The organism is Jeotgalicoccus coquinae (assembly GCF_014207425.1).
GTDB classification, from domain to species: Bacteria; Bacillota; Bacilli; order Staphylococcales; family Salinicoccaceae; genus Jeotgalicoccus; species Jeotgalicoccus coquinae.
The window spans coordinates 349,256-362,282 of sequence record NZ_JACHFF010000001.1; the positions used below are offsets into that span (position 1 = coordinate 349,256).

Sequence of the window (13,027 nt, forward strand, 5' to 3'; positions counted from 1 at the left end):
ATGACAAATCCAGACTGAGAATAACTGAGAGGATTGTTAAAAGAATCCAGTATTTAAATTTTTTAAGGGGGAAAAATTATGGTAACAACGTTAGATAAAGTAGATGTAGTAACAGTAGGGGTCGGCTGGACAGGCGGTATTATCGCAGCAGAAGCAACTAAAGCAGGCTTAACAGTGATGGGACTTGAGCGCGGGAAAAAACGCGGTACAGCAGACTATCAGCATGTGCACGATGAGCTGAAATACGCAGTACGTTATGAATTAATGCAGGATATAGCAAAGGAAACGATTACTTTCAGAAATAACAAAGATCAAAAAGCATTGCCGATGCGCCAGCAGGGCTCTTTCCTTTTAGGGGATAATCTCGGCGGAGCAGGAACACACTGGAATGGCCAGACGTGGAGATTTTTACCTTATGATTTTGAAATCAAATCGATGACTGAAGAGCGCTATGGTAAAGATAAACTGCAGGAAGATGACGGGTACACGTTTGAGGACTGGGGCATTACTTACGACGAACTTGAGCCTTATTTTAATACATTTGAAAAAACCGCAGGTATTTCAGGTGAAGACAACCCTCTTGGAGGGAAACGTTCGGAGTCATATCCGACTCCGCCGATGTTAAAATCACGTATGCTCAGAATGTTTGAAGAAGCTGCGAATAATATGGAGCTTAACCCTATTATGATGCCGTCTGCAAACCTTAGCCAGCAATACGAAAACCCTGATGGCGAAACGATTAATGCTTGTCAGTACTGTGCTTTTTGTGAACGTTTTGCCTGTGAGTATGACGCGAAAGCAACACCTGAGATTACAGTAATTAAAACGGCACAGAAAAGCGATAATTTCACACTGCGTACACATGCTAACGTTGTTGAGATAATAACAGATGAAGACGACGATACGAAAGTATCAGGTGTGAAATTTGTCGATACATTGACGGGGGAAGAATTTATTCAGCCGGCAGAAATTGTCGCTCTGACTAGCTACATCTTTAATAACTATAAACTGCTTGCTGTGTCGGATATTGGTGAACAGTATGATCCTGAAACCGGCAAAGGTTCGCTCGGACGTAATTACTGTTACCAGATTTTCGGCGGCGCAACTGGATTCTTTGAGGAGCAGTTCAATACATTTATGGGTGCCGGTGCACTCGGTATGGCGCTGGATGATTATAACGGGGATAATTTTGATCACGAAGACTTAGACTTCCTGCACGGCGGAAACATGGCGATAACTCAAACCGGTGCGAGACCGATACTTAGTAATCCCGTTAAAAGCGGAACAGCATCATGGGGCGAAGAGTTTAAAGAAGAATCTATTAAAAACTATACACGTGTGTTATCTGTTTCAGGTCAGGGAGCAACAAGTCCTCACAAGGATAACTATTTGAGCATGGATACAGAGTATAAAGATGCCTTTAATGTGCCGCTGGTACAGCTGACTTATAATTTTACTGATCAGGACAGAGCCAGACAGAAATATCTTGCTGAACGTGCAGGTGAAATCCTGGAAGAAATGGGCGCGTCCCACGTTGATCTTTCAGCTGAGCTGACAGATTACAATATCGTACCCTACCAGTCAACGCATAATACCGGAGGTACGACAATGGGTGCTGACCCTGAAACAAGTGTGGTAAACAACTATCTGCAGCACTGGGACCGCGATAATTTATTCGTTGTCGGTGCGGGGAACTTCCAGCACAACAGCGGCTACAACCCGACTGCAACAGTAGGAGCACTTGCATACCGCTGTGCAGATGGTATTATTAAATATGCTGAAGATGGCGGACGCCTAGAAGAAGAATAAGGTGATATAAAATGGAGCCGAAGAAAACTAAAAATCAAGGCCCTGAAAATAAAAATATGAATAATGAACCTGAACTCGTTACTAAACGTAAAAAAGTGACGAAGGAGGATCCATATGCTCCGCTTACTGATCATCTTGAGGACTTGAGATCAGTTCTTATTAAGTCTGCGGTCGCAATTACAATTTGGTTCCTGATTATCTTCTCTACTGTCGGATGGTGGTTTCCCATCGTCTCAAAAGGCGCGGATATTGTTGTCCTTGGACCATTTGAAGTAATCCGTTTCTACTTAAGAACGTCAGGCGCCATCAGTATCGGGTTTTCAATCCCGTTCATCTGCTGGTTCCTGTGGCAGTTTATGAGACCCGGTCTTGTGGACAAAGAAACACAGTTCCTTAAAGGTTCGCTGCCGATTATGCTGCTGCTTTTTGTAACCGGTCTGTCATTCGGTTATTTTATCGTGCACCCGCTCAGTTACTTCTTCCTTATTTCAATGGGGGAACAGAACTTCAACGTGCTGGTCACTGCAGATGAATACATGTCATTTCTGCTGATTACGACAATTCCGTTCGGACTGGTTTTCCAGCTTCCGGTTGTAGCATTATTCCTGCATCATATTGAACTGTTAACTGTGGAAGTAATGACGACGATGCGTAAATATGCGTATTTTACACTCCTTGTCATTACAGCACTGATCGCACCGCCGGATGTGTTTACGCACATGGTAACGCTTATTCCGATGATTCTTTTATATGAACTGAGTATTATTCTGATTAAGAGAAAAGAACGGAAAGCGGAAGCCAAAGCGGCTAAAGAGCAAGCTGCAGCAGAGAAAAAAGAACGTAAATAAAATATTGTTTAAATGAGCGGATACGGCAGCATTGCCATGTCCGCTCGTTTTTTAATGAAAAACAACTTATCTCTATCTTTAAGCGGGTATTTTCATGTATAATTACTTAAGTTGAAAGGTGGTAACCGAGATGAAATCGATAATGCTTCTATCTCTTTTAAAGATAAAAACCACGTACGGAAATTTTCCGGAAACTGTTAAGGATATTACAGCTGACTCCCGGGAAACGCACGAGGATGCTGTATTTGTAGCGATAAAAGGACATCAGACTGACGGTCATGCATTTATAGAAGATGTAATTAAACGCGGCTGCCGCTTTATCATATCGGACCGTTACGTTGAACTCGCTTCGGATATCGGTCTGCTGGTAGTAAAAGATCCATCGAAAACAGCGGCGCTGTTTGCAGAGTATATATATGATTTTCCGCATGAATCACAGACGATGATCGGTGTAACAGGGACGAACGGCAAGACGACGGTATCGACGATGATTCACAATCTGAGCATGGCGCTCGGCAAGAAGAGTGCATATCTCGGTACGAACGGTTTTATGATTAACGAGATGCACATGGTATCTCAAAATACGACGCCGGAAACGACGCGTCTTCATAAGCGTATTAAAGAAGCGCATGAGAATGATACAGAAGTGTTTACGATGGAAGTATCGTCACATGGACTGAAACTCGGACGCACGTTCGGTATAGATTTTGATATTGCGATATTTACGAATTTAACCCAGGATCATCTGGATTTCCATAACAGCATGGATGAATACGGACACATTAAAGGACTGTTATTTTCACAGCTCGGCCAGGATGTTAAGAAGCATAAATACGTCGTGTTAAATAACGATGATGAATGGTCAAAAGTTTACAGTGATATGACACCGTTTGAAACGATTTCCTACGGTATGGACGATTCTTCCGACTTTTATCCGACTGATATTAAAGGAAGCCTGGAAGGGTTTAACTTTATGCTGAATACGCCTGAAGGCAGTTTTGAAGTGAATTCTCCGTTTGTCGGAGAGTATAACATTCAAAATCTGATGTGTGCGATTATCAGCGAATGGCTGCAGGGTTATGAAATTGAACATATTCTGTCGGCTGTCCCGGAAATGAAGCCGGTTGAAGGCAGACTGGAAGTACTGGATCCGACACTGCCTATCGATATTATTATCGATTTTGCACATACACCGGACGCGCTCCGTAAAGTAATCAATACTGTGAAGCCGTTTGCCAAAGGAAAATTAATCTGTTTAATCGGCATGACGGGAGAACGTGATTACTCCAAAGGTGCAGAGATGGGGAAAATTGCAACACTTGCAGATTATGCAGTATTTACACCGGATAATCCGTCAAACGATGATCCGGAAATGCTGGTTAAGCTGCTTGAGGACGGCGCTGCACATAATAATTATGTATCGTATACAGACCGTGAGGAAGGTATTATTCATGCTGTGGATATTGCAGAACCTGGAGATACTATTATTCTCGCATGCAAAGGACGCGAGCCGTATCAGATTATGGAGAACTACGTAAAAGTGCCGCACAGAGATGACTTAATCGCACTCGATGCTGCATACCGAAAATACCGGAGTGATGAGTATGTTGACTCAGACAGTAAAATTTAACGGTACGGACTGTACAGTTTATATAGCAGAATATGAAGAAACGTATATTATCAGCATACCGGAACTGGCATTCAGTATGCAGATGGATAATAATCTGAGTGATGAAGAGATGACCGATGAACTGATTATTCACCTCTTTACACTGCTCGATGAAGATGAAAGCAATGATGCGGGAGAAGCAATACAATCAGCAATTAAAGCTGAGCAAGGAGAAAATAATGGATATTAAAGATGAAATACAGAAACGCAAGACGTTTGGTATTATTTCCCACCCGGATGCCGGTAAAACGACGCTGACGGAAAAACTGCTGTTATTCGGCGGAGCGATTCGTGAAGCGGGAACGGTTAAAGGTAAGAAGACGGGGAAATTCGCAACAAGTGACTGGATGAAAGTAGAACAGGAACGCGGAATCAGTGTAACAAGTTCGGTAATGCAGTTTGATTTCGACGGCTATAAAATAAATATTCTGGATACACCGGGACACGAAGACTTCTCGGAGGATACGTACCGTACCCTAATGGCGGTTGACTCGGCAGTGATGGTTATCGATGCTGCCAAAGGTATTGAACCGCAGACATTAAAACTGTTTAAAGTTTGTAAGATGCGCGGTATTCCTATTTTTACGTTTATTAACAAGCTGGACCGTGTCGGTAAAGAACCTTTTGAGCTGCTTGAGGAAATCGAGTCGACGCTTGAAATTGAAACTTACCCGATGACGTGGCCAATCGGAATGGGACCAAGTTTCTTTGGAATCATTAACCGGCGCGAACGTACAATTAATCCGTTCAGAGAAGATGGAAAGCTGACACTGGATGATGACTATCAACTGACTGAACCACATAAAATTGAAGAGGATTCTGCATACAGAGATGCAATCGATGAGTTCATGCTTGTAGAAGAAGCGGGCGACGATTTCGATAAGGACAAAATCGCAACAGGTGATCTGACTCCGGTATTCTTCGGTTCGGCATTATCAACTTTCGGTATTGAAGAATTCCTTGATACTTACGTTGACTTTGCACCGCAGCCGACAGGACGTGAAACGAAAGATGGAACGGAAATCAGTCCGACAAATGAAGAGTTCTCAGGATTTATTTTCAAAATACAGGCAAATATGGATCCGAAACACCGTGACCGTCTGGCATTTATGAGAATAGTATCCGGTAAATTTACACGCGGTATGGACGCGGTACTTGCACGTACTAAAAAGAAATCGAAGATTACACGTGCTACGATGTTTATGGCTGATGATAAGGAAACAATCGATGAAGCATATGCAGGAGATATTATCGGTTTATACGATACCGGTAATTACCAGATAGGTGATACTTTATACGGCGGGAAACATCTTGATTTTGCTGCGCTGCCTCAATTTACACCGGAACTGTTTATGAAAGTTTCAGCGAAGAACGTTATGAAGCAGAAACATTTCTACAAAGGTATTGAACAGCTCGTACAGGAAGGTGCGATTCAGTATTACAAATCAATGCATACGAATCAGCCTATTTTAGGTGCAGTGGGTCAGCTTCAGTTTGAAGTATTCGAGCACCGTATGAAGAATGAGTATAATACGGATATTATTATGGAGCCGGTCGGCAAGAAGATTGCCCGCTGGGTTGAGAATGAGGAAGATATTAAAGATTCCATGAACTCACCGCGTGCAAACTTAGTATATGACCGCTTTGATCAGCAGGTCTTCCTGTTTGAAAATGAATTTGCGATGCGCTGGTTCTCGGATAAGTATCCTGAGATTAAATTATACAGTCTGCTGTAAGTAAATTTTACTTTACTTTTTACATTTAATATCTTATATTTAATAAGAATTGAAAAACACATATAACGAACCTGTTTTTAAGGGGAGTAACGAATAGGAAACTATCGGTGTATCGTCATTACGGAGAAATCCCGGTGCACCGAGCAATATATAATATTGTATCGTGAGACCTTAACAGACAGTCCTGCATAAAGAAGCGCGGACTGCCTGTTTAGGTCTCTTTTTGTGTTTGATATAAAAAAGGAGGAAATAAAGATGGATACAGCTGTAATACTGGAATATGGATGGGTCCTTATTGTACTGATCGGACTTGAAGGACTGCTTGCAGCGGACAACGCTGTAGTTCTCGCAGTCATGGTACGTCACTTGGATCCTGTAAGAAGAAGAAAAGCTCTGTTTTACGGACTGCTCGGTGCGTTTGTGTTCCGTGTAATCGCAATTCTGCTGCTCGTTTGGCTGGTGCAGTGGTGGTGGGTTCAGGCGATTGGTGCACTGTACTTATTCTACGTATCAATTTCGCACTTAATTGCGATTTACAAACATAAGGACAAATCAGCAGATGATTTAGTGGAAGAACAAAAAGGCAAAAAAGAATCAGGTTTCTGGATGACTGTATTTAAAGTAGAGCTTGCGGATATCGCATTCGCAGTAGATTCTATTTTAGCTGCAGCAGCAATTGCTCTTGCATTGCCTGAAGTCGGCGGAGAATTCTTCGGAGTCAACGCAGGCCAGTATTCTGTAATGCTTATCGGTGGTCTTGTCGGTGTAATTATCATGAGATTCTTTGCCAACTACTTTGTTGAACTGCTTGCGCAGCGCCCGTCACTTGAAGTGGCAGCGTTTGTCATTGTCGGCTGGGTAGGAGTCAAGCTTTCAGTACTGACACTTGCTCACGAAGCAGTGGGTATTATTCCTGCTGAATTCCCGCATTCGACAACATGGAAAGTAATCTTCTGGGCTGTAATGATCATCATTGTTCTTGTCGGCTGGTTCGGCGGCAGCAAAAAAGATGATGGTTCGGTAAAAGCGAAATCATAACGGTTATAATTGGAAAGAATTTTTAAAAGGCATTATAATTACTTAATAGAGCATTGAGATGGAGTGATTATTATGAGCGATGAAAAAAAACATCCGATTGACAGAGAAAAATACAGACGGACAGCACGAAATTTCACGGATAAGAATCAATCATCGGAAGAAGCTGAGAATCAGTTTGAATTTACGAGGTCACGTGAGGAACAGCGTGAATTCGATTCGGCTGATGAGACCCGTGATAATATTGATGAGCACCATAATGCGGCAGAAACGGACAGTTCACCGGCTGAAGATGAAAAAGATCACCGAAATAGTTCAGGCGGTGGATTTAAGTCATTCTTAATTCCGCTCCTGGCAGGAATTATCGGAGCACTCCTTGTACTCGGCGCATATATACTGTTTAGTGACAATGATGAAGGTGCCGGAAACGAAGCTGAAGAGACTGGTGAAGAAACTGCTTCTGAAGCAGAGTCAAACAAGGATTTATCGGAAGTCAAAGAACAGCTTGAAGAAGAGAATGCTGATAAGGTTATTACCGATACAACAGCAGCGATTCAAAAAGCGAAGCCGGCAGTCGTATCCGTAATTAATATGCAGCGCATCGAGTCAATTATACCGGGAATTAATAATACATCCGACGAAGCGGAAGAAGCGGGCAGCGGTTCAGGTGTAATTTATAAAACTGAAGGCGACACTGCATATGTCATTACCAATCATCATGTTGTCGAAGGTGCTGAAGAGATTAAAATTAATCTTGAAAGCGGAGATTCTGTAGATGCAGAACTTGTCGGTACTGACATTTGGACAGACCTTGCAGTTCTCAGCATTCCGTCAGATGTTGTTGAAACGACGATTGAATTCGGCGACAGCAGCAATCTGCTTGTAGGTGAACCGGCAATTGCAATCGGCTCTCCGCTTGGTGAAATATTCTCAGGATCGGTATCCCAGGGGATTATTTCGGGACTTGACCGTTCCGTACCTGTAGATCTCGACGGAGACGGCTCAACGGACTGGGAAGCGAGCGTTATTCAAACTGACGCAGCAATTAACCCGGGGAACTCCGGAGGCGCTCTAATTGACGCTAAAGGGCGTTTAATCGGTATTAACTCTATGAAAATCGGTATTGCATCTGTTGAAGGAATCGGTTTTGCTATTCCTGTCGATGAAGTGGAGCAGGTTGCAGCCCAGCTTGAAGAAAATGGTGAAGTAACGAGACCATTCCTCGGTATTACACTGCAGGATCTGCTTACAGTGGCATCGTCACCTGTGTACGATCAGCTGCAGCTGCCTGAAGATGTTAAAGGCGGCGTTATAATCAGCGGCGTACAGGAGAACTCCCCTGCAGCACAGGCTGAACTGCAGGAACTTGATGTTATTACTCATCTGGACGGTGAACCGATAAATAATATGGTTGAACTGAGACAGCACCTCTATTATGCGAAAGCATCCGGTGAAGAAATGACAATTGATTTTTACCGTAATGGCGAACAGCAGTCAGTTACAGTAGTGCTGGAATAAAAAAAGTACAACGGAATCCCAAAACGGGATTCCGTTTTTTTAATCAGTAAAGCTGTTTTTATTGTATAATGTGGCTATAATCTTTTATTAAGCGATTTACGGATTGGGGATAGTCTTTTTGAGAAAATTAAGCCGGTGGTTTACAAATCTGAGCCCGCAGCGCGGCATATTACTGTATTACTTTCTGGCATTGGCTGCAGCGACATTGCTGTTAAGTCTTCCAATTTTTTATCAGAGTGACGGTATTCCATTTATTGATACGCTGTTTGTCGCGGCATCTGCGATATCCGTGACCGGATTAAGTACGGTAACAATTGTGGAAACGTTCAATATACCGGGATATATACTGCTGATGTTTCTGATGAATCTCGGCGGCATCGGGATTATGGCAGTAGGGACATTGCTGTGGATTTTACTTGGCAGGAAAATCGGTGTCAGGGAGCGCAGGCAGATAATCGCAGATAATGCACAGTACAAAATGTCCGGGGCAGTGAAGCTTGTACTCGATATTATTACGCTGCTTATTGTTGTTGAAATTGCAGGTGCAGTAATTTATATTACTTATTTTTATATGCAGTCCGGCAATATTGCCTATGCATTCCTGCACGGAACATTTTTATCTGTTTCGGCAACGACCAACGGAGGACTCGATCTGTACAGCAATTCACTGACTCATCTTGAAGGAAATTTATTTATTGAAGTGCCGGTAATGTGCCAGATTATTCTCGGGGCAATCGGTTATCCCGTACTGATTGAGCTTAAGCATTTTTTCAGCAAGCACTCGCCGGGATCCCGTTTTTCACTATTTACAAAAGTAACAGTTTCCACATACGGTATACTGCTTTTTGCCGGTACAGCCTTAATTTTTATGCTGGAGTCGGTTAAGTACTTTGCAGGTAAAAACATTTTTTCATCAGTTATGACGAGTATGTTTTTATCTGCGAGTACCAGAAGCGGGGGCATTACGACAGTCGCGGTGGACAGGCTTACGGAAACGACACAGCTGATTATGAGTGTGCTGATGTTTATCGGTGCCTCGCCGTCCAGTGCAGGCGGAGGAATCCGGACGACAACATTTGCAATACTGATACTGTTCCTGATCTCGTTCTCAAGAGGGCGCCAGCATATTAATGTATTCCACAGAAGAATTGCTAAAAAAGATATTGAACGGGCATTTGCAGTGTTTATTCTTGCAGTCGGACTTGTTTTTGCAGGTGTACTCACAGTATTGATTGCGGACGGTCATCAATTTACACTGACGCAGATAATTTTTGAAGTAACATCAGCGTTCGGTACAACCGGTACATCGACGGGTATTACTGAACAGCTGTCTACTTTAAGTAAAACAGTAATAATGATCTTTATGTTTATCGGCAGAATAGGGTTTGTGTCATTCCTTCTGTCAATAGCAGGAAGACAGCGCGAACTGACTTATAAATATTCTGAAGAACGCCTGATGGTAGGCTAGAATCAGCGGGGGAATGAACAAAATGGTATCTGAATTTTTTAACGTCAAGCTGTATATAACGCAGCATATGAATGAACGTCTCGGCAGGAAGGAAGGCGTGACATTCGGCAAGATTTCCAGTGCGGTCAACAGTATGAATATGAAAGAATATGAACGGCCGATATTTTGTGACCTCGGCGGTGCGGTCGGAGATTCAGTAAATGTGCGCGGTCCTCAAAATCCGCATATTATGAGTATGAATCATCTGCGCTATAAATTTGCGACACTTAATGTAAGTGATCTTAAAAATATTGCGGGCACGAGTAAAGCGATGCGTACATCGTATTTCCCGTGGATCAGCACAAATATAGTACAGAAATTTACAAATGAGCCGTTCTACGGCCAGCCATACAGAATTTTTAATATGAATAAAATGAAGCTGGCGGTTGTCGGAGGATACGGCGGACCGGCAGAAGAGAAAACCGAACAGATTTCAGCAGTGAATCTGCAGGCGTCATTTAAAAAATGGCTCCGCTATTTGCACAGTAAGGAAAATCCGGACTATGTAATTGTCTTTGTTTCGGATTTTACAAATGATGATGAAGAAATAGAAAAACTGAAAATCAGTCTTGAAGGTGTAGGTATTGTAATAATCGGTTCAGACTATGAAAAAAATTATGACGAACAGACATCGCCATTCAGTACAACGCGCGTGCACGGTGAAAAAGTACCGCTGTATCATCATGTTCACAACGGCCGGATTATGGAACTGGATATCAGATTCAAAACACGGGTGAATACATTTGAGTATCTGGGTCACAGTATGGCTGTAAGAGATAAAGAATTCTCAAAAGTAGCAGAAGACATCGAATATCTGGACCTGGTGTACAGATACTTGTAATCAAGAACACAAAAAACCATCTGCAGCTGCAGATGGTTTTCTATGTTAGTCTATTCTATTCCGAAGCCGTCACCGTACTGATTTTCGGCACCTTCTTCAGTAAAGGCAGGCGGATTATCGAGTGTAAAGTTCTCAAGTAAATCCTGGCTGACTTCCTGAACCGGCTGAACCTGCTCACCAAGTCTGATGCTGATCAGATCATCTGCTGCCGACGGGTCAAGTCCAAGTATTCCGCGAATCGTATTGGACAGTGCAAACAGATGCTCCTGGTCCGGTGATGCGTAATATACGCCGTTTGACTGTGCAGAGAATCCTGTACCCTGCAGTTGTGATGATTCAAATACTACATCATTAAACAGATAGTATGATGCGAGTGAGCGGATATCGCCTGTCGCAAAGTTGTGGCTCGTATTGCTCGTAAATATTTTGATTAAATCATCAACCTGGGACAATGTGCTGAATGACTGCGCCTGTTTGAATACCGCTTCAATCAGATCCATCTGACGGACGCCGCGTCCTAAGTCAGAGTCAATGCTGCGGTTACGTATAACTGCGAGTGCCTGTTCGCCGCTTAAGTGCTGAACTCCCGGCTGCAGGCCGTTCATTTCGTAAGGAACGTCGAATTCCACACCGCCGATAGCATCAACAATTTCGACAACTGCGTTCATATCAACGCGGACGAAATGGTCGACCGGTACATTTAAGAGTGACTCGACGGCAGTCATTGCACCGACCGGTCCGTTAAATGCATGAGCATGGTTAATCTTGTCGAAGTAATTCATCGATTCGATGTATGCAAGTGTATCACGCGGAATGCTGACCATTTTAACATCGTCATTATTGCGGTCAAATGTCGCTAAAATCATCGTATCCGAACGGAAGTGATCTGCGTTAATCTGGCCGTCCTGTGTTCTTTCAGCATCGGCATCAATACCGAGAATCAGCACTGTAAAGCTGTCGTTCGATGCATCGACATCGTCGACACGGAGCTCCGAACGTTCGCGGTCAATTTCTTCATACGAGTTCGAGACCCCGCTGTTAAAAGCATTAAACAGATAAAGAATATAGATGACAGCTGCAAGAAGCACGACACCTAAAATGATAAAGATGGTCCATAGAATTTTTTTCATTTTAATAACCCACTTTGGAATTTTTTTCAATGTTAATGTAAATATATATTTAATGCACAGCGGTTGTCAATTAATCGTATAAAAAAAGACAAATGGCTGATACCATTTGTCCAGTTTAAATATTAGTCTGTGGAGTCATCAATAATTTTGTATCTTTTATGATTAACTACAGTTTTTTCGAACATTTCATGCTCGTCAAAATTATCATTAATAGTAAGGTCGACAATTACCGAGTTATCATTAATTTTTTCTACTTTGCCAATCATGTCGTCGAATGAAACAATGTTGCCCACTTTAACGTCTAACTCTTCTTTTTCTTTCTTCTTTGCGTCCATGTAAATTCCTCCACTACAAATAGCGATAATGTCTGACATTATACTATAAATACAGAAAAATACAAGCATCAGGGCTTACGGTGTGAATGACCCGCGGAGTTTATCGCGCGCACTTTTACGGATATTTTTTACTGTGGACGGGCTGACTTTGAGCAGGGGTGCAATTTCTGTAAGGGAATAACCTGATGCAGTCAGTGTAAACCACCGGTATTCACGTTCATTCAGTACTTTCACAGCCGTATTTTCAAGATTGTATGAGTCATCGGAAGAAGTATTACTCAGACTCTCATTTTTTACAAGACTGTTTCTTTCCTGATAACGTGATACCCTGCGTATTTCATCAATAAGACGCTGACGGATTAACGTATAGACAAACTGGGACTCACTGCATAATGTTTTAGCAGGATCAAATTTATTCACGGCTTCATAAACTGCGATGCGTCCAACCTGCATGTACTCATCTTTGTCATATAAAATATTCAGCTGCTGCACAATGCTGTGAATCATCGGTTCGTAGGATATAATTTTATCGTTTGCTGTCATTTAAGCAGTCCTTAAAATGAATCGATTCATATCATGTATTTCCGGATAACAGTAAT

At 42.5% G+C, this 13,027-nt stretch carries 12 protein-coding genes; 9 read left to right on the forward strand and 3 right to left on the reverse strand.

Translation table 11 applies throughout. The features are described 5' to 3' along the window. Positions 1-78 precede the first annotated feature (78 nt). The 9 genes from HNR41_RS01770 (at position 79) to HNR41_RS01810 (ending at position 10,963) form a co-directional block, all read left to right on the forward strand. A complete protein-coding gene (locus tag HNR41_RS01770; protein WP_184281125.1) occupies positions 79-1,809 on the forward strand; it encodes a GMC family oxidoreductase in 1,731 nt (576 codons plus the stop codon). An 11-nt stretch (positions 1,810-1,820) separates the two neighbouring features. Next, the gene (gene tatC, locus HNR41_RS01775; RefSeq protein WP_184281126.1) at positions 1,821-2,657 is read left to right on the forward strand and encodes a twin-arginine translocase subunit TatC; all 837 of its coding nucleotides are present in this window, start codon (positions 1,821-1,823) and stop codon (positions 2,655-2,657) included. A gap of 130 nt (positions 2,658-2,787) precedes the next feature. Then, entirely contained in the window at positions 2,788-4,287 is a 1,500-nt protein-coding gene (locus HNR41_RS01780; RefSeq protein ID WP_184281128.1) for a UDP-N-acetylmuramoyl-L-alanyl-D-glutamate--2,6-diaminopimelate ligase, read from the forward strand. After that, positions 4,262-4,516 (forward strand): YueH family protein, encoded by a 255-nt coding sequence (locus tag HNR41_RS01785; protein WP_184281130.1) that lies wholly within the window; start codon positions 4,262-4,264, stop codon positions 4,514-4,516. The genes HNR41_RS01780 and HNR41_RS01785 overlap by 26 nt, the downstream gene beginning before the upstream one ends. After that, positions 4,506-6,062 (forward strand): peptide chain release factor 3, encoded by a 1,557-nt coding sequence (locus tag HNR41_RS01790; RefSeq protein ID WP_184281132.1) that lies wholly within the window; start codon positions 4,506-4,508, stop codon positions 6,060-6,062. The genes HNR41_RS01785 and HNR41_RS01790 overlap by 11 nt, the downstream gene beginning before the upstream one ends. A 255-nt stretch (positions 6,063-6,317) precedes the next feature. Further along, the gene (locus HNR41_RS01795) at positions 6,318-7,100 is read left to right on the forward strand and encodes a MeeY/MeeF family manganese export membrane protein (protein WP_184281134.1); all 783 of its coding nucleotides are present in this window, start codon (positions 6,318-6,320) and stop codon (positions 7,098-7,100) included. Positions 7,101-7,172: 72 nt separating this feature from the next. After that, positions 7,173-8,615: a S1C family serine protease gene (locus HNR41_RS01800; RefSeq protein ID WP_184281136.1), complete on the forward strand. Its 1,443-nt coding sequence runs from the start codon at positions 7,173-7,175 to the stop codon at positions 8,613-8,615. A gap of 118 nt (positions 8,616-8,733) precedes the next feature. Next, on the forward strand, positions 8,734-10,083 hold the full coding sequence (locus tag HNR41_RS01805) for a TrkH family potassium uptake protein (RefSeq protein WP_184281138.1): 1,350 nt from the start codon (positions 8,734-8,736) through the stop codon (positions 10,081-10,083). Between the two features lie 22 nt (positions 10,084-10,105). Then, complete coding sequence (locus tag HNR41_RS01810; protein WP_184281140.1) at positions 10,106-10,963, forward strand: metallophosphoesterase family protein; 858 nt, start codon at positions 10,106-10,108, stop codon at positions 10,961-10,963. A gap of 50 nt (positions 10,964-11,013) precedes the next feature. Here HNR41_RS01810 and HNR41_RS01815 read toward each other — a convergent pair whose 3' ends face one another. The 3 genes from HNR41_RS01815 to HNR41_RS01825 form a co-directional block, all read right to left on the reverse strand. Beyond that, complete coding sequence (locus HNR41_RS01815; protein ID WP_184281142.1) at positions 11,014-12,093, reverse strand: LCP family protein; 1,080 nt, start codon at positions 12,091-12,093, stop codon at positions 11,014-11,016. 122 nt (positions 12,094-12,215) lie between these two features. Beyond that, positions 12,216-12,428 carry a DUF2187 family protein gene (locus HNR41_RS01820; protein ID WP_035785876.1) on the reverse strand — a complete coding sequence of 71 codons (213 nt, stop codon included), beginning with the start codon at positions 12,426-12,428 and terminating at the stop codon, positions 12,216-12,218. A 75-nt stretch (positions 12,429-12,503) separates the two neighbouring features. Beyond that, positions 12,504-12,971: a sigma-70 family RNA polymerase sigma factor gene (locus HNR41_RS01825; protein WP_184281144.1), complete on the reverse strand. Its 468-nt coding sequence runs from the start codon at positions 12,969-12,971 to the stop codon at positions 12,504-12,506. Between the last annotated feature and the right edge of the window lie 56 nt (positions 12,972-13,027).

Coding starts and splice junctions, on each gene's coding strand:
- HNR41_RS01770 (WP_184281125.1), top strand. CDS start 79: ATGGTAACAACGTTAGATAAAGTAGATGTAGTAACAGTAGGGGTCGGC.
- tatC (WP_184281126.1), top strand. CDS start 1,821: ATGGAGCCGAAGAAAACTAAAAATCAAGGCCCTGAAAATAAAAATATG.
- HNR41_RS01780 (WP_184281128.1), top strand. CDS start 2,788: ATGAAATCGATAATGCTTCTATCTCTTTTAAAGATAAAAACCACGTAC.
- HNR41_RS01785 (WP_184281130.1), top strand. CDS start 4,262: ATGTTGACTCAGACAGTAAAATTTAACGGTACGGACTGTACAGTTTAT.
- HNR41_RS01790 (WP_184281132.1), top strand. CDS start 4,506: ATGGATATTAAAGATGAAATACAGAAACGCAAGACGTTTGGTATTATT.
- HNR41_RS01795 (WP_184281134.1), top strand. CDS start 6,318: ATGGATACAGCTGTAATACTGGAATATGGATGGGTCCTTATTGTACTG.
- HNR41_RS01800 (WP_184281136.1), top strand. CDS start 7,173: ATGAGCGATGAAAAAAAACATCCGATTGACAGAGAAAAATACAGACGG.
- HNR41_RS01810 (WP_184281140.1), top strand. CDS start 10,106: ATGGTATCTGAATTTTTTAACGTCAAGCTGTATATAACGCAGCATATG.
- HNR41_RS01815 (WP_184281142.1), bottom strand. CDS start 12,093: ATGAAAAAAATTCTATGGACCATCTTTATCATTTTAGGTGTCGTGCTT.
- HNR41_RS01820 (WP_035785876.1), bottom strand. CDS start 12,428: ATGGACGCAAAGAAGAAAGAAAAAGAAGAGTTAGACGTTAAAGTGGGC.
- HNR41_RS01825 (WP_184281144.1), bottom strand. CDS start 12,971: ATGACAGCAAACGATAAAATTATATCCTACGAACCGATGATTCACAGC.